This is a genomic window from Streptomyces sp. NPDC021093, assembly GCF_044333135.1.
Taxonomy (GTDB): Bacteria; Actinomycetota; Actinomycetes; order Streptomycetales; family Streptomycetaceae; genus Streptomyces.
Window position 1 is genome coordinate 299247 of sequence record NZ_JBIRQJ010000005.1, and the last position, 20364, is coordinate 319610.

General features: G+C 71.8%; 24 protein-coding genes and 1 pseudogene. 22 read left to right on the top strand and 3 right to left on the bottom strand.

The genetic code is table 11. The annotated features are described in order from the left end of the window. Nucleotides 1-107 precede the first annotated feature (107 nt). From hisD to ACH4SP_RS17455, 11 genes are all read left to right on the top strand, one after another. Complete coding sequence (gene hisD, locus ACH4SP_RS17405; protein ID WP_398415643.1) at nt 108-1430, top strand: histidinol dehydrogenase; 1323 nt, start codon at nt 108-110, stop codon at nt 1428-1430. After that, a complete protein-coding gene (locus ACH4SP_RS17410; RefSeq protein ID WP_398415646.1) occupies nt 1427-2533 on the top strand; it encodes a histidinol-phosphate transaminase in 1107 nt (368 codons plus the stop codon). The genes hisD and ACH4SP_RS17410 overlap by 4 nt, the downstream gene beginning before the upstream one ends. Continuing rightward, nucleotides 2530-3123 carry an imidazoleglycerol-phosphate dehydratase HisB gene (gene hisB / locus ACH4SP_RS17415; protein ID WP_362414881.1) on the top strand — a complete coding sequence of 198 codons (594 nt, stop codon included), beginning with the start codon at nt 2530-2532 and terminating at the stop codon, nt 3121-3123. The genes ACH4SP_RS17410 and hisB overlap by 4 nt, the downstream gene beginning before the upstream one ends. Before the next feature lie 4 nt (nt 3124-3127). Beyond that, on the top strand, nt 3128-3295 hold the full coding sequence (locus ACH4SP_RS17420) for a hypothetical protein (protein ID WP_398415648.1): 168 nt from the start codon (nt 3128-3130) through the stop codon (nt 3293-3295). Beyond that, nucleotides 3292-3933 (top strand): imidazole glycerol phosphate synthase subunit HisH, encoded by a 642-nt coding sequence (gene hisH, locus ACH4SP_RS17425; protein ID WP_398415654.1) that lies wholly within the window; start codon nt 3292-3294, stop codon nt 3931-3933. The genes ACH4SP_RS17420 and hisH overlap by 4 nt, the downstream gene beginning before the upstream one ends. Further along, entirely contained in the window at nt 3933-4658 is a 726-nt protein-coding gene (gene priA, locus ACH4SP_RS17430) for a bifunctional 1-(5-phosphoribosyl)-5-((5-phosphoribosylamino)methylideneamino)imidazole-4-carboxamide isomerase/phosphoribosylanthranilate isomerase PriA (protein WP_398415656.1), read from the top strand. Before hisH ends, priA begins: the two co-directional genes overlap by 1 nt. Next, a complete protein-coding gene (locus ACH4SP_RS17435) occupies nt 4655-5053 on the top strand; it encodes a RidA family protein (RefSeq protein ID WP_398415659.1) in 399 nt (132 codons plus the stop codon). The genes priA and ACH4SP_RS17435 overlap by 4 nt, the downstream gene beginning before the upstream one ends. Then, the gene (gene hisF / locus ACH4SP_RS17440; RefSeq protein WP_398415660.1) at nt 5050-5805 is read left to right on the top strand and encodes an imidazole glycerol phosphate synthase subunit HisF; all 756 of its coding nucleotides are present in this window, start codon (nt 5050-5052) and stop codon (nt 5803-5805) included. Before ACH4SP_RS17435 ends, hisF begins: the two co-directional genes overlap by 4 nt. 101 nt (nt 5806-5906) lie before the next feature. Then, nucleotides 5907-7118 carry a cytochrome P450 gene (locus tag ACH4SP_RS17445; RefSeq protein WP_398415662.1) on the top strand — a complete coding sequence of 404 codons (1212 nt, stop codon included), beginning with the start codon at nt 5907-5909 and terminating at the stop codon, nt 7116-7118. Between the two features lie 108 nt (nt 7119-7226). Then, a complete protein-coding gene (locus tag ACH4SP_RS17450; RefSeq protein ID WP_398415664.1) occupies nt 7227-7826 on the top strand; it encodes a winged helix-turn-helix domain-containing protein in 600 nt (199 codons plus the stop codon). A gap of 14 nt (nt 7827-7840) precedes the next feature. Next, nucleotides 7841-9235 carry an MFS transporter gene (locus tag ACH4SP_RS17455; protein WP_398415666.1) on the top strand — a complete coding sequence of 465 codons (1395 nt, stop codon included), beginning with the start codon at nt 7841-7843 and terminating at the stop codon, nt 9233-9235. A gap of 159 nt (nt 9236-9394) precedes the next feature. Here the strand turns inward: ACH4SP_RS17455 and ACH4SP_RS17460 are convergent, their stop codons facing one another. Continuing rightward, nucleotides 9395-10027: a TIGR03085 family metal-binding protein gene (locus ACH4SP_RS17460; RefSeq protein WP_398415668.1), complete on the bottom strand. Its 633-nt coding sequence runs from the start codon at nt 10025-10027 to the stop codon at nt 9395-9397. Nucleotides 10028-10110: 83 nt separating this feature from the next. Here ACH4SP_RS17460 and hisI point away from each other — a divergent pair, with 83 nt between their 5' ends. The 11 genes from hisI (at nt 10111) to lgt (ending at nt 19204) form a co-directional block, all read left to right on the top strand. Then, nucleotides 10111-10503, top strand: coding sequence for a phosphoribosyl-AMP cyclohydrolase (gene hisI, locus ACH4SP_RS17465; protein WP_398415671.1), 393 nt, complete (start codon nt 10111-10113; stop codon nt 10501-10503). Nucleotides 10504-10514: 11 nt separating this feature from the next. Next, complete coding sequence (locus ACH4SP_RS17470; RefSeq protein ID WP_398415673.1) at nt 10515-12017, top strand: anthranilate synthase component I; 1503 nt, start codon at nt 10515-10517, stop codon at nt 12015-12017. Nucleotides 12018-12024: 7 nt separating this feature from the next. After that, nucleotides 12025-12774 carry a TIGR02234 family membrane protein gene (locus ACH4SP_RS17475; RefSeq protein WP_398415675.1) on the top strand — a complete coding sequence of 250 codons (750 nt, stop codon included), beginning with the start codon at nt 12025-12027 and terminating at the stop codon, nt 12772-12774. 88 nt (nt 12775-12862) lie between these two features. Next, nucleotides 12863-13114: an HGxxPAAW family protein gene (locus tag ACH4SP_RS17480; protein WP_398415677.1), complete on the top strand. Its 252-nt coding sequence runs from the start codon at nt 12863-12865 to the stop codon at nt 13112-13114. A 119-nt stretch (nt 13115-13233) separates the two neighbouring features. Continuing rightward, nucleotides 13234-13749 (top strand): DUF2752 domain-containing protein, encoded by a 516-nt coding sequence (locus ACH4SP_RS17485; RefSeq protein WP_398415678.1) that lies wholly within the window; start codon nt 13234-13236, stop codon nt 13747-13749. A 116-nt stretch (nt 13750-13865) separates the two neighbouring features. Beyond that, nucleotides 13866-14675, top strand: coding sequence for an indole-3-glycerol phosphate synthase TrpC (gene trpC, locus ACH4SP_RS17490; protein ID WP_398415680.1), 810 nt, complete (start codon nt 13866-13868; stop codon nt 14673-14675). Nucleotides 14676-14685: 10 nt separating this feature from the next. Next, entirely contained in the window at nt 14686-14826 is a 141-nt protein-coding gene (gene trpM / locus ACH4SP_RS17495) for a tryptophan biosynthesis modulator TrpM (protein ID WP_398415682.1), read from the top strand. Nucleotides 14827-14936: 110 nt separating this feature from the next. Next, the gene (gene trpB, locus ACH4SP_RS17500; RefSeq protein WP_398415683.1) at nt 14937-16220 is read left to right on the top strand and encodes a tryptophan synthase subunit beta; all 1284 of its coding nucleotides are present in this window, start codon (nt 14937-14939) and stop codon (nt 16218-16220) included. Continuing rightward, nucleotides 16217-17029, top strand: coding sequence for a tryptophan synthase subunit alpha (trpA, locus tag ACH4SP_RS17505; RefSeq protein ID WP_398415686.1), 813 nt, complete (start codon nt 16217-16219; stop codon nt 17027-17029). The genes trpB and trpA overlap by 4 nt, the downstream gene beginning before the upstream one ends. A gap of 144 nt (nt 17030-17173) precedes the next feature. Then, on the top strand, nt 17174-18037 hold the full coding sequence (locus tag ACH4SP_RS17510; RefSeq protein ID WP_398415688.1) for a DsbA family protein: 864 nt from the start codon (nt 17174-17176) through the stop codon (nt 18035-18037). Nucleotides 18038-18250: 213 nt separating this feature from the next. Beyond that, nucleotides 18251-19204, top strand: a complete 954-nt coding sequence (lgt, locus tag ACH4SP_RS17515) for a prolipoprotein diacylglyceryl transferase (protein ID WP_398415690.1) — start codon at nt 18251-18253, stop codon at nt 19202-19204. Nucleotides 19205-19277: 73 nt separating this feature from the next. Here lgt and ACH4SP_RS17520 read toward each other — a convergent pair whose 3' ends face one another. Then, complete coding sequence (locus tag ACH4SP_RS17520) at nt 19278-20111, bottom strand: HpcH/HpaI aldolase/citrate lyase family protein (protein ID WP_398415691.1); 834 nt, start codon at nt 20109-20111, stop codon at nt 19278-19280. Next, nucleotides 20111-20284: pseudogene (locus tag ACH4SP_RS17525) on the bottom strand (CoA transferase); the annotation flags it as partial. The gene ACH4SP_RS17520 and the pseudogene ACH4SP_RS17525, both read right to left, overlap by 1 nt. Nucleotides 20285-20364: the final 80 nt, after the last annotated feature.

Sequence of the window (20364 nt, forward strand, 5' to 3'; positions counted from 1 at the left end):
GGATCTGAACGCTAGTGGTCACCAGTGACACACGGGACCACCGTGGCCTGTATCAGTCGGTGATACGGGCGACCGGTGGCCGGAAGAGGTCTGAGAGAATTGGTCCTGTGATCTCACGAATCGATCTGCGCGGCGGTGCCCTCCCCGAGGGCGCGGCTCTGCGCGACCTGCTGCCCCGAGCCGACTTCGACGTGACGGCCGCCCTGGACAAGGTGCGGCCGATCTGCGAGGACGTGCATCATCGTGGCGACGCGGCGCTGATCGAGTACGCGAAGAGGTTCGACGGCGTCGAGCTGCGCGAGGTCCGGGTTCCCGCCCAGGCGCTCGCCGACGCGCTGGCGAAGCTCGACCCCGAGGTCAGGGCCGCCCTGGAGGAGTCCATCCGGCGGGCCAGGCTGGTCCACCGCGAGCAGCGCCGTGCCACCCGCACCACCCAGGTCGTGCCCGGCGGCACGGTCACCGAGAAGTGGGTGCCGGTCGACCGCGTCGGCCTCTACGCGCCCGGCGGGCTGTCCGTCTACCCGTCGTCCGTGATCATGAACGTGGTCCCGGCCCAGGAGGCGGGCGTCGAGTCGATCGCGCTGTCCTCCCCGCCGCAGGCCGACTTCGACGGCCTCCCGCACCCCACGATCCTCGCCGCCTGCGCACTCCTCGGCGTCGACGAGGTGTACGCGGCCGGAGGCGCCCAGGCCGTCGCGATGTTCGCGTACGGCACCGAGTCCTGCCCGCCCGCCAACATGGTGACCGGCCCCGGCAACATCTGGGTCGCCGCCGCCAAGCGGTACTTCACCGGCCGCATCGGCATCGACACCGAGGCCGGTCCGACCGAGATCGCCGTCCTCGCCGACGACACCGCCGACCCGGTGCACGTCGCCGCCGACCTGATCAGCCAGGCCGAGCACGACCCGCTCGCCGCCGCCGTCCTGGTGACGGATTCCGCCGCACTGGCCGACGCCGTCGAGCGGGAGCTCGTCCCGCAGGTGGACGCCAGCAAGCACAAGGACGACCGGATCGCCCCGGCGCTGGCCGGGCGGCAGTCCGCGCTCGTCCTGGTGGACTCGCTGGAGGACGGCCTCAAGGTCGTCGACGCGTACGGCGCCGAGCACCTGGAGATCCAGACCGCCGACGCCGCCGCCGTCGCCGACCGGGTCCGCAATGCGGGCGCGATCTTCGTCGGCGCGTACGCCCCGGTGTCGCTCGGCGACTACTGCGCCGGCTCCAACCACGTCCTGCCCACCGGCGGCTGCGCCTGCCACTCCTCGGGCCTCTCCGTCCAGTCCTTCCTGCGCGGCATCCACGTCGTGGACTACTCCCGCGAGGCCCTCGCGGACGTCGCGCACCACGTGGTGACGCTCGCCGAGGCGGAGGACCTCCCGGCGCACGGTGCGGCGATCAAGGCAAGGTTCGGCTGGAAGGTCCCGAAGAAGTGACGAACATCGACGACCTCCCCATCCGCGACGAGCTGCGCGGCAAGTCCCCTTACGGCGCCCCCCAGTTGGACGTCCCCGTCCGGCTGAACACCAACGAGAACCCGTATCCGCTGCCCGAGGCCCTGGTCGACCGGATCGCCGAGCGCGTCCGCGAGGCCGCCCGCAGCCTCAACCGCTACCCCGACCGGGACGCGATCGAGCTGCGTACGGAACTGGCCAAGTACCTGACGAAGACCGCCGGGTACGACGTCACCGTCAAGAACCTCTGGGCCGCCAACGGCTCCAACGAGATCCTCCAGCAGCTCCTGCAGGCCTTCGGCGGCCCCGGACGTACCGCCATCGGCTTCGAGCCGTCGTACTCGATGCACGCGCTCATCTCGCGCGGCACCGGGACCGGGTGGATCTCCGGACCCCGCAACGACGACTTCACCATCGACGTCGAGGCCGCTACGAAGGCCATCGCCGAGCAGCAGCCCGACGTCGTCTTCATCACCTCCCCCAACAACCCCACCGGCACCGCCGTCGAGGCCGAGACGGTTCTCGCGCTGTACGAGGCGGCCCAGGCCGCCAGGCCCTCCCTCGTCGTCGTCGACGAGGCGTACGGCGAGTTCAGCCACCGGGCCTCCCTGCTCCCGCTGATCGAGGGCCGTCCGAACCTGGTGCTCTCCCGCACCATGTCCAAGGCCTTCGGCGCGGCCGGGCTGCGGCTGGGCTACCTCGCCGCCGACCCGGCCGTGGTCGACGCCGTCCAGCTGGTGCGCCTGCCGTACCACCTGTCCTCGGTCACCCAGGCCACCGCTCTCGCCGCGCTGGAGCACACCGATACCCTGCTCGGATACGTCGAACAGCTGAAGGCCGAGCGCGACCGCCTGGTCGCCGAGCTGCGCGCCCTCGGCCACGAGGTCACCGACTCGGACGCCAACTTCGTCCAGTTCGGCCGCTTCGACGACGCGCACGCCGTGTGGCAGCAGATCCTCGACCGGGGCGTCCTGGTCCGGGACAACGGCGTACCGGGCTGGCTGCGGGTCACGGCAGGCACCCCCGACGAGAACGACGCGTTCCTGGAAGCGGTACGCGCCCTCAAGAAGGAGCAGAGCAGATGAGCCGCGTCGGACGCGTGGAACGCACCACCAAGGAGACCTCCGTCGTCGTCGAGATCGACCTCGACGGCACCGGCAAGGTCGACGTCGCGACGGGCGTGGGCTTCTACGACCACATGCTCGACCAGCTCGGCCGGCACGGCCTCTTCGACCTCACGGTCAAGACGGACGGCGACCTGCACATCGACACCCACCACACCATCGAGGACACCGCGCTGGCGCTCGGCGCCGCCTTCAAGCAGGCGCTCGGCGACAAGGTGGGGATCTACCGCTTCGGCAACTGCACCGTCCCGCTGGACGAGTCCCTCGCCCAGGTCACCGTGGACCTCTCGGGCCGTCCGTACCTCGTGCACACCGAGCCGGAGAACATGGCGCCGATGATCGGCGCGTACGACACGACGATGACCCGGCACATCTTCGAGTCCTTCGTCGCGCAGGCGCAGATCGCGCTGCACATCCACGTGCCGTACGGGCGCAACGCGCACCACATCGTGGAGTGCCAGTTCAAGGCCCTGGCGCGGGCACTGCGCTACGCCGCCGAGCGCGACCCGCGCGCCGCCGGAATCCTCCCGTCGACCAAGGGCGCTCTGTAACCCCATGAATGGCCTTTCCACCATCCTCATCGTCGTCGGGCTCTTCCTGCTCGGCGGCATGTACTCCTTCTCCAAGCAGAAGATGCCCAAGGGCGTCATCGTGCTGCTCGGCCTCAGCTCCGCGATGTGCCTCGCCGCGGGCGTCATGCGTATTCAGGGACTCTGGGAATGACGAACACGAAGAAGGTCGTCGTCTTCGACTACGGCTTCGGCAACGTCCGCTCCGCCGAGCGGGCGCTCGCCCGGGTCGGCGCGGACGTCGAGATCACCCGTGACTACGACACCGCGATGAACGCGGACGGGCTGCTCGTGCCCGGCGTCGGCGCGTTCTCGGCCTGCATGAAGGGGCTGCGCGAGGCGCGCGGCGACTGGATCGTGGGCCGCCGGCTCTCCGGCGGGCGCCCGGTGCTCGGCATCTGCGTCGGCATGCAGATCCTCTTCGAGCGCGGCATCGAGCACGGCGTGGAGACCGAGGGGCTCGACGAGTGGCCGGGCGAGGTCGCACCGCTCAAGGCCGACGTCGTCCCGCACATGGGCTGGAACACCGTCGAGGCGGCCCGGGACTCGGAGCTGTTCGCGGGCCTGGACGCCGACGAGCGCTTCTACTTCGTGCACTCGTACGCCGTCCACGACTGGACGCTCGAAGTCACCAACCCCGCCATCCGTGCCCCGCGCGTCAGCTGGGCCACGCACGGCGAGCCCTTCGTGGCGGCCGTCGAGAACCGGGCACTGTGGGCGACCCAGTTCCACCCCGAGAAGTCCGGCGACGCCGGAGCCCAGCTGCTCACCAACTGGATCGGAACCCTCTGATGCACAAGCTTGAACTGCTGCCCGCCGTCGACGTCCGCGACGGCCAGGCCGTCCGCCTCGTGCACGGCGAGTCCGGCTCCGAGACCTCGTACGGCTCCCCGCTGGAGGCGGCCCTCGCCTGGCAGAAGTCGGGCGCCGAGTGGCTGCACCTGGTCGACCTGGACGCCGCGTTCGGCACCGGTGACAACCGGAAGCTGATCGCCGAGGTCGCCGCCGCCATGGACATCAAGGTCGAGCTCTCCGGCGGCATCCGCGACGACGCCTCGCTGGAGGCGGCCCTCGCCACCGGCTGCAGGCGGGTCAACCTCGGCACCGCGGCGCTGGAGACCCCCGAGTGGGTCGCCAAGGTCATCTCCCAGTACGGCGACAAGATCGCGGTCGGCCTGGACGTGCGCGGCACCACGCTGCGCGGCCGTGGCTGGACCCGCGACGGCGGCGACCTGTACGAGACCCTGGCCCGCCTCGACTCCGAGGGCTGTGCCCGGTACGTCGTCACCGACATCGCCAAGGACGGCACCCTCCAGGGCCCCAACCTGGAGCTCCTGAAGAACGTCTGCGCCGCCACCGACAGGCCCGTCGTGGCCTCCGGCGGCGTCTCCTCGCTCGACGACCTGCGGGCGATCGCCGCCCTGGTGCCGGACGGCGTCGAAGGCGCGATCGTCGGCAAGGCGCTGTACGCGAAGGCGTTCACCCTGGAAGAGGCGCTGGAGGCGGTCTCCCGATGAGTGAGTCCGTGCGCAAGGTGCAGACCGGCGCTCCCTGGGAGGAGCAGTTCGGGTACGCCCGCGCCGTCGAACTCCCGGGCGGCCTTGTCCTGGTGGCCGGTTGTACGTCCGTGGTGGACGGCGTCATCGACGCGGGCACCCCGTACGAGCAGACCGTGACCGCCTTCGGCGTCGCGGAGAAGGCGCTGAAGGAACTCGGCCTGAGCCGTGCCGACGTCGTCCGCACCCGGATGTACCTCACGCACGCGCGCGACGTCGACGACGTGGGCCGCGCCCACAAGGAGCTCTTCGACGAGGTCCGCCCGGTCGCCTCCATGCTGATCGTCTCCGGCTTCGTCGACCCCTCGCTGGTCGTCGAGGTAGAGGTCGAGGCGTACCGCGGAGGCGCGAAGTGACGCTCTCCGTACGGGTCATCCCCTGCCTGGACGTCACGGACGGCCGTGTCGTCAAGGGCGTCAACTTCCAGAACCTGCGCGACGCGGGCGACCCCGTCGAGATGGCCAAGCTGTACGACGCCGAGGGCGCCGACGAGCTGACCTTCCTCGACATCACCGCCTCGTCCGGCGACCGCGAGACGACCTACGACGTGGTGCGCCGCACCGCCGAGCAGGTCTTCATCCCGCTCACCGTCGGCGGCGGCGTCCGCACCGCCGAGGACGTCGACAAGCTGCTGCGCGCCGGGGCGGACAAGGTGGGCGTGAACACGGCCGCCATCGCCCGCCCCGACCTCATCCGCGAGATCGCCGAACGCTTCGGCCGACAGGTGCTCGTCCTGTCGGTCGACGCGCGCCGCATCGACTCGGGCTCCTTCGAGGTCACCACGCACGGCGGCCGGCGCTCCGCGGGCATCGACGCCGTCGAGTGGGCGCACCGGGCAGCCGAGCTGGGCGCGGGCGAGATCCTGCTCAACTCGATGGACGCCGACGGCACCAAGGACGGCTACGACACCGAGATGATCGCGGCCGTACGCCAGCACGTCACGGTCCCGGTCATCGCCAGCGGCGGCGCGGGCAGCCTGGAGCACTTCGCCCCGGCCGTCGACGCGGGCGCGGACGCCGTCCTCGCGGCCTCCGTCTTCCACTTCGGCGACCTGCGGATCTCCGAGGTCAAGTCGACGCTCAGGACGGCAGGACACCCGGTGCGCTGATCGTGATGCTTTCGTACGCCTGTCGCGAAACAGGCTGTGGCTGAAGATCGCCGAAGGCTAGCGTTCCCCCTCGGAAATGCCTTGTCCGAGGGGGAACCGTCATGTCATCACCCAAGCCGGCCGTCGAACTCCTGCAACTCAGTCCCGACTTCGTCGCCAACCCCTACCCCGTCTACGCCGCGCTCCGTGAACAGGGCCCCGTGCACCGGGTGCTGACCCCGGAGGGCGAGGACCTGTGGATCGTCGTCGGGCACGAGGAGTGCCGCGCCGCGTACGTCGACCCCCGGTTCAGCCGTGACTGGCGTACGTACGGGCATCTCGCGCCGCAGCTGCCCGCGTACGCCCACGGGCCAGGCAACGCCCACGTCCTGCTGAGCGACCCGCCGGACCACACCCGGCTGCGCCGACTCGTGGCCCGTGAATTCACGCCGCGCCGGATCGAGGCGCTGGCGCCGCGCGTGCAGCAGGTCACCGACGCCCTGATCGACGCGATGGAGGCGGACGGCGCACGCACCGCCGACGTGATCGACGCGCTCGCCTTCCCGCTCCCGATGACCGTCATCTGCGATCTGCTCGGGGTGCCCGACCTGGACCGGGAGTCCTTCCGCGGCTGGTCCAACGAGGTGGTGTCGCCCACGAGTCCGGAGGCCGAGGCGGCCGCGTACGGCGCCGCCATGCCGTATCTGACCGGGCTCATCCAGGCCAAACGCAAGGCCCCGGGCGAGGACCTGCTCAGTGCGATGATCCACACCGCCGACGAGGCGGGCGACCGGCTCAGCGAGGACGAACTCCTCTCCATGGCCTTCCTGCTGATCGTCGCCGGGCACGAGACGACGGTGAACCTGATCGGCAACGGGCTGCGGGCGCTCTTCAACCACCCGGACCAACTCGCCCTGCTGCGCGACGACCCGGACGGACTGATCGACGGCGCGGTGGAGGAGATCCTGCGCTTCGACGGCCCCGTGGAGGGCTCGACGCCGCGCATCGCCCGCGAGGACATCGAGTTCGGCGGCGCGCACATCCCGGCCGGTTCCTCGGTGGTGATCGTCATGGCCGACGCCGACCGCGACGGCACGCGCTTCGACGAGCCCGCCCGGTTCGACATCCGGCGCGACGCCCGCGGCCACATCGCCTTCGGGCACGGGCTGCACTACTGCCTGGGTGCCCCGCTGGCCCGGCTGGAGGGCCGTATCGCGCTGCGTACGCTGCTGGAACGCTTCCCTGACCTCGCGGCCGACGGCTCCCCGGACGCCGGGCCGTGGATCCCGGGGCTGCTGATCAGGGGAGTGCGCGAGCTGCCCGTGCGCTGGTAGCGGACCGGGCGACCGGCCGCCAAGTCCCTTGCCGGAGAAGTGAGTTGCGCGAGGAAAGTTGCGCAAAGAATATTGCGCAACTTTCCTTTCCCTCCTTACTGTGCGGACATGGCACCGGAATCCGAACGTCCGCGCGAGCCCCGGCGCATCACCGACCTCGACGCCCTCAAGGTCTTCACCCACCCCCTGCGCATCGACCTCTACCGCGCCCTGTTCACGGGGGGTGCCGCCACAGCCTCGCACCTTGCCGACGAGGTCGACGAGGCGGTCTCGCTGGTCAGTTACCACCTGCGGAAGATGGCCGCGCACGGCTTCATCGTGGAGGCCCCCGGGGAGAGCACGGACGCCCGGGAACGCTGGTGGCGGGTCGAGCGCGGATTCACATTCCGCAACTCCGACTTCGGCGACGAGCCGGAGAGCGTGGCCGTCGTCGGCGAGGTCACCCGGCAGCTCCTGCGGTCCCGGCAGCAGCGCTACGACACCTACCTCGGGCACAGCGCCAGCTGGGGCAGGGAGTGGGGGGACGCGGCCTTCAACTGGGAGTACATGCCCCGGCTCACCGCGACGGAGTTCCAGCAACTCTCGGACGAGATACGTGAGTTGATCGTCTCCTACCGGGAGCGCGGGCTTGCCGCCGAGGCGGCAGGTGACACGGAGGGACGCGAGCAGGTCTCCGTCCAGATCTTCGGCTTCCCGTTCCGTCCCTGAGAGGTCTTGCAGCGATGACTGAATCACGTGTGGACCCGGCGGACGGGGCGGGCGGGGCCGGTACGGCCGGTGCTTCGGGTGCGGGGGAGGGGCCCGCCGCTGGTGCTCCGGGCCCGGTGACGCCGGGCAGGCCCGCTCACCGGGACGGCAACGTCCTGCGCTGGCTCGGCGCGTACGCCGCCTCGCTGGTCGGCGACAGCATCTACTTCCTGGCGCTCGGCTGGGCGGCGGCCCAGGCGGGCCGCCCGGCCGAGGTCGGCCTGATCCTGGCGGCGGGCGCGGTGCCCCGGGCACTGCTGATGCTGGGCGGCGGAGTGATCGCCGACCGCTTCGGCCCGCGCCGGATCGTCATCGGCTCGGACGCGGTGCGCTGCGCGGTGATCATCGGCATCGCGGCGGCCCTGATGCTGACCGGCCCCGCCGTGTGGCTGCTGGTGGTCGTGGCGCTGGTCTTCGGAGCGGTCGACGCGATGTTCCTGCCCGCGGTGGGCGCGCTGCCGCCGCGCATCACGGACCCCGACCAGCTGGTACGGGTCCAGGGCATGAAGGCCCTGACGAACAGGTTCGGCGGCATCGTAGGAGCGCCGGTCGCCGGACTCGCGATGGGACTCGGTGGACCGGCGGCGGCGTTCGCGGCGGCGGGCGGGCTGTTCGCGGTGTCGCTGGTGCTGCTGGTGGCGGTGCGGATCGCCCCGTTGCCTGAGGAGGAAGCGGCGAAGGGGGAGGCGGAGGGAAAGGGGAGCGGGGGTACGGGTGCGGCCGTGGAGCCGGGGCAACCCCGTTCCGTCTGGCGGGACTTGACGGACGGGTTCGGCTACGTCCGGCGGCACCGGCTCGTCGGGCCGCTCATCCTCTCCAACATCCTCTTCGAACTGGGCGGCGTCCCCCTCATCAACGTCGGCGTCGTCCTGCTCTCCTCCGAGCGGGGCTGGGGCGCCACGGGCATCACCTGGATCGTCGGCGCCTTCAGCGCGGGGGCGGCGGGCAGCGCACTGCTGCTCACGGTCCTGGGACGGGTGCCGCACGCGGGCCGCGTCCGGCTGCTGGCACTGACCGGCGGATCGGTACTGGCCTGCGCGCTAGGAACGGTGCCGGAGCTCGTCTGGGCGGTGCTGGTGGCGGTGCCGATGGGGGCGCTCGTGGCGATGAGCGGGGGGCTGACGGCGGGACTGGTGCAGACGGCCACCGCACCGGCCTACCTGGGCCGGGTCTCCTCCCTGACCTCCCTGGTCAGCCTGGGGATCGCCCCCCTGGCCTACCCGCTGGTGGGCCTGGCGGTCGGGGCGTGGGGCGTCGCCCCGGTGTTCCTCGGCTGCGGGGCGCTGTGCATGCTGGCGGCGCTGGTGGGGGTGACGTACCGCGAGGTCCGGGGCGCGGAACTGCCGACCGCGACCGACACCGGTACCTAGCCCCCTTGGGCAGCGGGGCCGCCCCCCGGGGGCGGAACGGGTGGGCAAGGGGGCGGCCCCCACGCGGAGCGCACCCCTCCACGACCGCACGCGCCCGCCTCCACCCGGTGCCCGGCTTCGCCGCGCGTCCTCAAACGCCGGACGGGCTGGAGATGGCGCCTAGATCCCCAGCTTCGCCTCGTAGAGCCGCGCCACCGTCTCCTTGTCGCCGTCCAGCTCCACCTTCGCCGCCTCCTGGCGCCCGAAGACGAAGAGGGTCAGCTCGCCGGGTTCGCCGGTGACCGTCACCACCGGCGCTCCCCGGTGTGCCACCGCCGTCTGTCCGTCGGGCCGGCGCAGTACCAGCCCGACCGGGGACCTGCGGCCCAGGACGCGGGACATCTTCTCCAGGCGCGTCCACAGCGCGTCCGCGAACACCGGGTCGAGCTCGCGCGGCGTCCACTGGGGCTGTGCGCGGCGCACGTCCTCGGCGTGGACGTAGAACTCCACCGTGTTCGCCGCCTCGTCCACCTGCTTCAGCGCGTACAGCGAGCGCCGCGGCGGGCCGGTGCGGATGAGCTGGACCAGTTCCTCGTACGGCTTCGAGGCGAACTCGGACGTGACCCGCTCCAGCCGGCTCCGCAGAGCGGGCACCACGAGCCCCGCCGCCGCGTCCGAGCGGCGCTCGCGCACCACGACGTGGGCCGCGAGGTCCCGGGCGTTCCAGCCCTCGCACAGGGTCGGGGCGTCGGGGCCCGCGGCCTCCAACAGGTCGGCGAGGAGAAGCCGTTCACGCTTGGCATGGGTCGACATGTCCGCCAGCGTACGGCGACGGCGGGGCGTCCGCACAGTGGACGTCCGGTCACGGACCGCTGCGGAAGCGGCACAATTGCACCATGAGTACGCCCGTACCCCCGGTACCCCAGAGCCCCCTCGGTCCTGCCCTCGCCGCCCGCCTCAAGCGCACCGCGGACGGACTGGTCCCCGCGATCGCCCAGCAGTACGACACCGGCGAGGTGCTCATGCTCGGCTGGATGGACGACGAGGCCCTGCACCGGACGCTGACCACCGGGCGCTGCACCTACTGGTCGCGCAGCCGCGGCGAGTACTGGGTGAAGGGGGACACCTCCGGGCACGTGCAGGCGGTGAAGAGCGTGGCGCTGGACTGCGACGGCGACACGATCCTCGTCAAGGTCGACCAGACCGGGGCCGCCTGCCACACCGGCGAGCGCACCTGCTTCGACGCCGATGTCCTCCCCCTCGGTCTTCCCCGCACCGACGGCAAGTAGGGTCAGCGGCCATGGATCTGGAGACCTTCCGCAAGCTTGCGGCCGACCGCCGCGTCATCCCCGTCAGCCGTCGGCTCCTGGCGGACGGCGACACCCCCGTCGGGCTCTACCGCAAGCTCGCGGCCGAGCGCCCCGGGACCTTCCTCCTGGAGTCCGCCGAGAACGGCCGCTCCTGGTCCCGCTACTCCTTCGTCGGCGTCCGCAGCGCCGCCACCCTCACGGCCCGCGACGGCCGCGCCCACTGGATCGGCACGCCCCCCGTCGGCGTACCGACGGAAGGCGATCCGCTCGACGCGCTGCGGGCCACGGTGGAGGAGCTGCACACCCCGCGCGACCTGGCCGGGGACCTTCCGCCCTTCACCGGCGGCATGGTCGGCTACCTCGGGTACGACATCGTGCGCAGGCTGGAGAAGATCGGCGAGCACGGCAGCGACGATCTCCTGCTGCCCGAGCTGACCATGCTGCTGACCTCGGACCTCGCCGTGCTCGACCACCGGCACGGCACCGTCCTGCTGATCGCCAACGCGATCAACCACAACGACCTCGACACCGGTGTGGACGAGGCGTACGCGGACGCCGTGGCCCGGCTCGACGCGATGGAGGCCGACCTCTCGCGCGCCGTACCGACAGCCCCCGCCGCCCTGCCCCGGTCCGAGGTGCCCGTCTACACCGAGCAGTGGGGCGGGCAGCAGTACCAGGCCGCCGTCGAGGACATCAAGGAGCGCATCAGGGCCGGGGAGGCCTTCCAGGTCGTGCCCTCCCAGCGCTTCGAAACCCCGTGCAGCGCAAGCGCGTTGGACGTCTACCGGGTGCTGCGGGCGACGAATCCGTCCCCGTACATGTACCTCTTCCGCTTCGACGGGTTCGACGTGGTCGGGTCCAGCCCGGAGGCCCTCGTCAAGGTCGAGGACGGGCGCGCCATGGTGCACCCCATCGCCGGGACCAGGCACCGCGGCGCCACCCCGCAGGAGGACCAGCAGCTCGCCGACGAGCTGATGGCCGACCCCAAGGAGCGCGCCGAGCACCTGATGCTCGTCGACCTGGGCCGCAACGACCTCGGACGGGTCTGCGAGCCGGGGTCCGTCGAGGTCGTCGACTTCATGTCGGTCGAGAAGTACTCGCACGTCATGCACATCGTGTCGACGGTGACCGGGCAGGTCGCCAGGGGCCGTACCGCCTTCGACGTCCTGACCGCCTGCTTCCCGGCGGGCACCCTCTCCGGGGCGCCCAAGCCGCGGGCGATGCAGATCATCGAGGAGCTGGAGCCGACCAGGCGCGGGCTCTACGGCGGCTGCGTCGGCTACCTCGACTTCGCCGGGGACTCCGACACCGCCATCGCCATCCGGACCGCGCTGCTGCGGGACGGCACGGCGTACGTACAGGCCGGGGCGGGTGTCGTCGCCGACTCCGACCCCGTCGCCGAGGACACCGAGTGCCGCAACAAGGCGGCCGCGGTACTGCGCGCCGTGCACACCGCCAACCGCCTCGGGGACGCCGAAGGCCGTGAGGGATAGTGGGGGTGTGAGCGCCGCACCCCCCACCCCCCAGACCCCCGACGAGCCCGCCCCGACCGCAGCCGGTGGCGGCGGCAGGCGCAGCCTCGCCGCCGCCCTGCTGCTCGGCGCCGTCGGCGCCACCGTCGTCCTGATCTCCTCCGGGCAGACCTGGACGTCGGGCGTGGCCACGGTCGCCGGCATCGGCACGAAGACCCTCGACGCGGACGGGCAGGCCGTCACCGGCGCGCCCGCCGCCCTCGCGATCGTCGCCCTGGCCGCGCTGGTCGCGGTCTTCGCCGTCCGCAGGGCCGGCCGCGTCCTGGTCTCCGCACTGCTCGCCCTGAGCGGTGCCGGAGCCGTCGCGGCGTCCCTGCTCGGGGCCGGCGACCACGCCGCGCTCGACGCACAGGCCGCGAAACTCTCCGGCGACGTCGCCGCCACGGTCACCGGACTCACTCGAACGGCCTGGCCCTACGTCACCGCTTCGGGCGCCCTCCTGATCCTCGTCGCCGGGCTGCTCGCCCTGCGGTTCGGCGGCAAGTGGCCGGGCATGGGCGGGCGGTACGAGCGCGAGGGCGGGCCGCGCACCCGCGCGCAGGCCCGCAGGGCGGTGGACCCGGAGCGCCCCGAGGAACTGTGGAAGGCCCTGGACCGCGGCGAGGACCCGACGACCGCGGGTCCGGCCACCGCGGAACCGGCCACCGGTCCCGCCACCGGTCCGGAAGCCACCGGCCCGGCCGCCGATTCCGGGCGGCCGCCGACGCGCGAAGGGTGACCCGAAGTCACGCGCGGTGCCACGGTGGGGAACAATGAGCCCGAGCATCTCGGAAGCTGAAGAGCACAAAGTCACCTAGGAGCACCTCATGGCCAGCCGCGGACACCACGGACACACCCCGGCCGCCTGGACCGGCGTCGTGATCGCCTTCATCGGTATCTGCATCTCCAGCGCGTACATGGTGATGGCCAACTCCGTCGGCTTCTGGATCGGCATCGGCATCTCGCTGGTCGGCGGCATCGTCGGTCTGGCCATGCGTCTCGCCGGCATGGGCATGCCGAAGGAGTCCCCGGCCCTCACCGAGGCCCGCGTCGCGGCAGCCCGCGCGCAGCTTCAGTAGCACCGCGGGCGTCCGCACCCCACGGCGCGGGCGCCGGCGACGCGAGGCGCAGCCCGGCACGGGCTGCGCCTTTTCGCGTGCCCGGCGGGCACACCGCGCAGCGGGCCGCGCCCTTTCGCATGCCGGGGCGTGCGCACACACTCCCCAGCGGGGACAATCGGCGGGTGGACGCCTCCTCGCCGGCCCCTTCGCCAGCCCCCTCGCAGCACGTCGTTCCCGCCCCAGGGCCGCAGCAGCGGTCCCTGGTGCGCCGCCTGGCCGCCCCCGTGGGCACCCTCGCCGGGGTCGTGGCCGCCTTCGTGTACGTCGGCTCGGTCGATCCCAACCAGCCCGGCCACTACCCCGTCTGCCCGCTCCTCGCCATGACCGGCATCTTCTGCCCGGGCTGCGGCGGCCTGCGCAGCGCGCACGCGGTCGCGCACGGCGACCTGCCGGCCGCGCTCGGTGCCAACGCGATGGCGGTCGTCGGGTACGCCGCCTTCGCCGTGCTGATGGTGGTGTGGCTCACCCGGGCGGTACGGGCCAGGCCCATGAGGTTCGCGCCGACCACGGCCCAGTGGTGGGTCCTGGGCGGGCTCTTCGCCGTCTTCAGCGTTGTCCGGAACCTCCCGTTCGGTTCCGCGCTCGCTCCGTAAATGCCCAGGTAGTGGGACGGATACCCACCGGATGCGGTGCCTCCGGCCCGGTACGGATACCATCGCTTGTGGCCGAACCTGGCCCTCCACCACCGTCCCGGAAGGGGGCAGCTCGCGTGAGTGTGCTCGACGAGATCATCGAAGGCGTCCGCGCCGACCTCGCGGAGCGGCAGGCACGTGTCAGCCTGGAGGAGCTCAAGGAGCGGGCTGCCAAGGCGCCCGTCGCCAAGGACGGTGTCGCGGCCCTGCGCGGCGACAGCGTCAAGGTCATCTGCGAGGTCAAGCGGTCCAGCCCCTCCAAGGGCGCGCTCGCGGCCATCGCCGATCCCGCGGCCCTCGCCGCCGACTACGAGGCGGGCGGCGCGGCCGTCATCTCCGTGCTCACCGAGGAGCGCCGCTTCGGCGGTTCGCTGGCCGACCTGGAAGCCGTCCGGGCCAAGGTCGACATCCCGGTGCTGCGCAAGGACTTCATCGTCACCGCCTACCAGCTCTGGGAGGCCCGTGCGTACGGTGCCGACCTGGCGCTCCTGATCGTCGCGGCCCTGGAGCAGGACGCGCTGGTCTCCCTCATCGAGCGCGCCGAGTCCATCGGGCTGACCCCGCTGGTCGAGGTGCACGACGAGGACGAGGTGGACCGGGCCGTCGCCGCCGGAGCGAAGATCATCGGGGTGAACGCCCGCAACCTCAAGACCCTCAAGGTCGACCGCGGCACCTTCGAGCGCGTCGCCCCGGAGATCCCGGACCACATCGTCAAGATCGCCGAGTCCGGCGTGCGCGGCCCGCACGACCTGATCGCGTACGCCAACGCGGGCGCCGACGCGGTCCTGGTCGGCGAGTCCCTGGTGACCGGCCGCGACCCGAAGTCCGCCGTCTCGGACCTGGTCGCCGCGGGCGCCCACCCGGCGCTCCGCCACGGACGGGGCTGACGACTCCGCCATGACGCCTCACGCCCGTCTCGCCCGCGGCTGCCGCCCTCGCGGCTGCCGTGCGCCTGCGCGACGGGTGCGGGGCCGGCGGGTGCGGTACCACATCGGTTCCGAGCCCGGCCAGATCAACGGCATGCGATGGCGTCGCTGAACGTCGTACCCCGACGTACCACCAGCGCGGAACGTCATATTCCGACGTTCCGCCAGTGACGCCTTTTCCCCTCGCCACGCGCAGTACGTGGCTCGACGAGGAGTTTCCGCATGCCCAGCGAGTTCTTCTTTCCCGACCCCCAGGGTCAAGTGCCCACCACCGAGGGCTACTTCGGTGAGTTCGGCGGCAAGTTCATCCCCGAGGCGCTGGTCGCCGCGGTGGACGAGGTCGCCGTCGAGTACGAAAAGGCCAAGGCCGACCCCGCCTTCGCCGCCGAGCTCGACGACCTGATGGTCAACTACACGGGCCGTCCCAGCTCCCTCACCGAGGTGCCGCGCTTCGCCGAACACGCGGGCGGCGCCCGGATCTTCCTCAAGCGCGAGGACCTCAACCACACCGGCTCGCACAAGATCAACAACGTGCTCGGGCAGGCCCTGCTCACCAAGCGGATGGGCAAGACCCGGGTCATCGCCGAGACGGGGGCGGGCCAGCACGGCGTCGCCACCGCCACGGCCTGCGCGCTCTTCGGCCTCGACTGCACCATCTACATGGGTGAGATCGACACCGAGCGCCAGGCGCTGAACGTCGCCCGGATGCGCATGCTGGGCGCCGAGGTCGTCGCCGTGAAGTCCGGCAGCCGCACCCTCAAGGACGCCATCAACGAGGCGTTCCGCGACTGGGTCGCCAACGTCGACCGCACCCACTACCTCTTCGGTACGGTCGCGGGCCCGCACCCCTTCCCCGCGATGGTCCGCGACTTCCACCGGGTGATCGGCGTCGAGGCGCGCCGCCAGATCCTGGAGCGCGCCGGCCGCCTGCCGGACGCGGCAGTGGCCTGCGTCGGCGGCGGTTCCAACGCCATCGGCCTCTTCCACGCCTTCATCCCGGACACGGACGTACGCCTCGTCGGCTGCGAGCCCGCCGGACACGGCATCGAGACCGGCGAGCACGCGGCGACGCTGAGCGCGGGAGAGCCGGGCATCCTGCACGGTTCGCGCTCGTACGTCCTCCAGGACGAGGAGGGCCAGATCACCGAGCCGTACTCGATCTCGGCGGGCCTCGACTACCCGGGCATCGGCCCGGAGCACTCGTACCTCAAGGACATCGGCCGCGGCGAGTACCGCGCGGTCACCGACGACGCCGCCATGCAGGCGCTGCGCCTGCTCTCCCGCACCGAGGGCATCATCCCGGCCATCGAGAGCGCGCACGCGCTCGCCGGTGCGCTGGACCTCGGCAAGGAGCTGGGCAAGGACGCGCTGATCCTGGTCAATCTGTCCGGGCGCGGCGACAAGGACATGGACACGGCGGCCCGTTACTTCGGGCTGTACGACACGGACGCCGCGGTAGCGGCAGACGCCGGTGCGGTTGCGGAGATCTCGGGGGACGTCAAGTGAGCGGGAACGTACAGCTGTTGAGCGACACCCTCGCCGCCGCGAAGGCCGAGGACCGGGCCGCGCTGATCGCCTACCTGCCGGCCGGGTTCCCGACCGTGGACGGCGGCATCGAGGCGGTCAAGGCCGTCGTCGCGGGCGGCGCGGACATCGTCGAGGTCGGACTGCCGCACAGCGACCCGGTGTTGGACGGCCCGGTCATCCAGACCGCCGACGACATCGCGCTGCGCGGCGGCGTCAAGATCGCCGACGTGATGCGCACGGTGCGCGAGGCGCACGCCGCCACCGGGGTGCCGGTGCTGGTCATGACGTACTGGAACCCCATCGACCGGTACGGCGTCGAGCGGTTCACCGCCGAGCTGGCGGCGGCGGGCGGCGCGGGCTGCATCCTGCCCGACCTGCCGGTCCAGGAGTCCGCGCTGTGGCGCGAGCACGCCGAGAAGCACGGTCTGGCCACGGTGTTCGTGGTCGCGCCGAGCAGCAAGGACGAGCGTCTGGCGACCATCACGGCCGCCGGTTCGGGCTTCGTCTACGCGGCTTCGCTGATGGGCGTCACGGGGACGCGCGAGTCGGTCGGCGAGCAGGCGCAGGAGCTCGTACGGCGCACCAGGGCGACGACCGAACTGCCGGTGTGCGTCGGGCTCGGTGTCTCGAACGCCGTACAGGCCAAGGAGGTTGCGGTCTTCGCCGACGGGGTCATCGTCGGGTCGGCGTTCGTCAAGCGGATGCTGGACGCCGAGGACGAGGCGTCCGGACTGCGCGCGGTGCGCGAGCTTGCGGCGGACCTGGCGGCGGGCGTGCGGCGGAACTGACATCCGTGTGCGGCGACCGACGTCCGCGTGCGGCGGAACTGACGTCCGTCTGTCGGATGCGTAACTTTAAGGTTCCGTAGTCCATTTGAGTGGATTCAGGGTCGGGGCGGCACATCGGTGCCGCCCCGGTTCGTTGCTGCGGGTGTGAGCGAGAAGAACACTGAAGGCAAGCGAACCGCCCGCGAGCGGCTCATCCAGGAGCGCGAAGCCCAGAAGGCGCGCGACAAACGACGGCGGGTGCTGATCGTCGCATCGGCGGTGGTCGCTGTCCTCGGCCTGGCAGCCGTGGCAGGCGTGGTCGCCGCGAACAGCGGTGGCGACAAGGGCGACAAGGCCTCCGACAGCGGCCCGGTCAAGGCCCCGGCGGGAACGGTCGGGGAGGGGAACGTCGTCGTTCCTGTGGGCATGACGGACGCGCCGTCGGTCCTCACGGTCTACGAGGACCTGCGCTGCCCGGCCTGCGGCATGTTCGAGAACAGCATGCGCGACACGGTCAACAAGCTGGAGCGGGAAGGCAAGATCCGCGCCGAGTACCACCTGGTGTCGTTCATCGACAACGGCATGAAGGGCAACGGCTCGAAGTACGCGGCGAACGCGCTGGGCTGCGCGCAGAACGCCGGGAAGTTCCACGCCTACCACGACGTGCTCTTCCGCAACCAGCCGCAGGAGACGGACGACGCCTTCGGCAAGAAGACCCACCTGCTGGAACTGGCGGGCAAGGTGCCGGGGCTGCGGGGTGCGCCCTTCGACGCGTGCGTGGACAAGGGGACGTTCGCGGGGTGGGTCACCAAGGTGCAGGAGGACTTCGACAAGTCGGAGTACAAGGCGACGCCGACGGTCCTGCTGAACGGTGAGCCGATCTTCCCGCAGAAGGGGAGTGAGCAGATCTCGCCGGCGAACCTGGTGAAGTGGGTGGACGAGGCGAACAAGGGGAAGACGGCGGGGACGAAGGCGCCGGCTGCGCCAGGGGCGCAGAAGTCGGGGGCGGGGGCGGCTGGGCAGCGGTGAGGGGGCGGGGCGAGCGCGTGCGGTCGGGAGGGCGGGGCTCCGCGTGGGGGCCGCCCCCTTGCCCACCCGTTCCGCCCCCGGGGGGCGGCCCCGCTGCCCAAGGGGGCTAGGGGCGGCCCTCACCGGTCCCGCCGTCCCACCGGTTCCCGTTACGGATACGTTGTCGGGTGGGTTGTCGTAGCGCCTGCCCGGCAAGGTAGCGTCGACTCCGCCATGAACCTTGCCTACATTCCCAGCCCGGCGGCCGGTGAGATCCACCTCGGACCCCTCCCGCTGCGCGGCTACGCCCTCTGCATCATCATCGGCGTCTTCGTGGCCGTCTGGTACGGCAACAAGCGCTGGATCGCCCGCGGCGGCAAGCCGGGAACGGTTGCCGACATCGCTGTCTGGGCGGTGCCGTTCGGCCTCGTCGGCGGGCGGCTCTACCACGTCATCACCGATTACCAGCTCTACTTCTCCGAAGGCAAGAACTGGGTCAACGCCTTCAAGATCTGGGAAGGCGGCCTCGGCATCTGGGGCGCCGTCGCCCTCGGCGCGGTCGGCGCCTGGATCGGCTGCCGCCGTCGCGGCATCCCGCTCCCGGCCTGGGCCGACGCCATGGCCCCCGCCCTCGTCATCGCGCAGGCCATCGGCCGCTGGGGCAACTGGTTCAACCAGGAGCTGTACGGCCGGGCCACCGACCTCCCCTGGGCACTCAAGATCACGAAGGGGGACGAGCCGGGTCTCTACCACCCGACCTTCCTCTATGAGTCGCTCTGGTGCCTCGGTGTCGCCGCGCTGATCGTCTGGGCGGACCGCCGCTTCAAGCTCGGCCATGGACGGGTCTTCGCGCTCTACGTCGCCGCGTACTGCGCCGGCCGCGCCTGGATCGAGTACATGCGGGTCGACGACGCCCACCACATCCTGGGCCTGCGCCTCAACGTGTGGACGGCGATCATCGTCTTCGTCCTGGCCGTGGTCTACCTCGTGCTGTCGGCGCGACTGCGTCCCGGCCGCGAGGAGATCGTGGAGCCGGACCGCGAGGCCGAGAGCGAGACCGAGGTCGGGGCCAAGGTCGAGACCAAGGCCGAGGCCGAGGCGAAGCCGGTCAAGGCTGCCGACCTCAAGAAGGACAAGAAGGACGCGAAGGACGCGAAGGACGGGGCCGGTTCGGCCAAGAAGAGCTGACGCGCTGCAAGAAGTAGGCGGAGGGCCGTCGGGGCCGGTACGGTCCCGGCGGCCCTTTCGTGCGTCCCCGGGGTCAGAAGTCCCGCCGGGCGACCTCCAGCGTCCGTCGTGCCGCAGCCGCCACCGCCGCGTCCACGAACCGCCCGTCGGGGAGCAGCTGCGCGCCCTCGTCGCCTGCGGCGGCCTTCAGGATCTGTTCCGCCTCCTCGATCTCCTCCGGGGCGGGGAGGTACATCCGCTCGATGACCGGGAGCTGGCGCGGGTGGAGCGCCGTACGTCCGAAGAAGCCGAGCGCGCGGCCGAGTGCGCAGGACGCGGCGAGGCCTTCGAGGTCGGTGACGTCGGTGTGCACGGACTGGGCGGGCGGCGCGAGGCCCGCCGCCCGTGCCGCGACCACCACCCGGCTGCGCGCCCACGCCAGCCCGGCCTCGTCCCGTACGCCCAGGTCGGCCCGGAGGTCGACCTCGCCGAGCGCGATCCCGGCGAGGCAGGGGTGGGCGGTGGCGATGTGGTGGGCGTGCTCGATGCCGAGGGCGGACTCCAGGAGGGCGTAGAGGGGGGTCTCGGGGGTGTGGTTGGCGATCCGGCGGATCTCGGCCGAGTCGGTGACCTTGGGGAGGCGGAGGCCGGAGAGGCCGGGGCAGGGGGCCAGGGCCTGCAGGTCGGCCTGCGAGAGGGGTGAGTCGAGGGCGTTGAGGCGTACGTGCACGGGGACCGGCGGGAGGTCGGTGAGGAGCTCCGCGGTGGCGGTGCGGGCGTACTCCTTGCGGTCGGGGGCGACCGAGTCCGCCAGGTCGACGATGACGACGTCGGCCCCGGAGGCGAGGGCGCCCGCGACCCGTTCCGGGCGGTCCCCGGGAACGTACAGCCAGGTGAGAGGGGTAACGGGGGCAGACGGGGTGGGCATCAGCGGGTGGCTCCGGTTTCGCGCAGGGTGGTGATCTCGGCGGGGGAGAGGCCGAGTTCGGGGTCGGGGACCTCGGTGAGGGTGTCGAGGGCGGTGTACTGGGGGTCGGTCATCACGTCGCTGATGTCCTGGACGGGAGCCACGGCCGCCGACGCCTCCTCGAAGGCGGCGATCGGCGGGAGTACGGACCGTGCTGTCCGAAGCCGGTGACCCGGGCGAGCACCAACTCGTGGTTGGCATAGGAGAGTTGGCG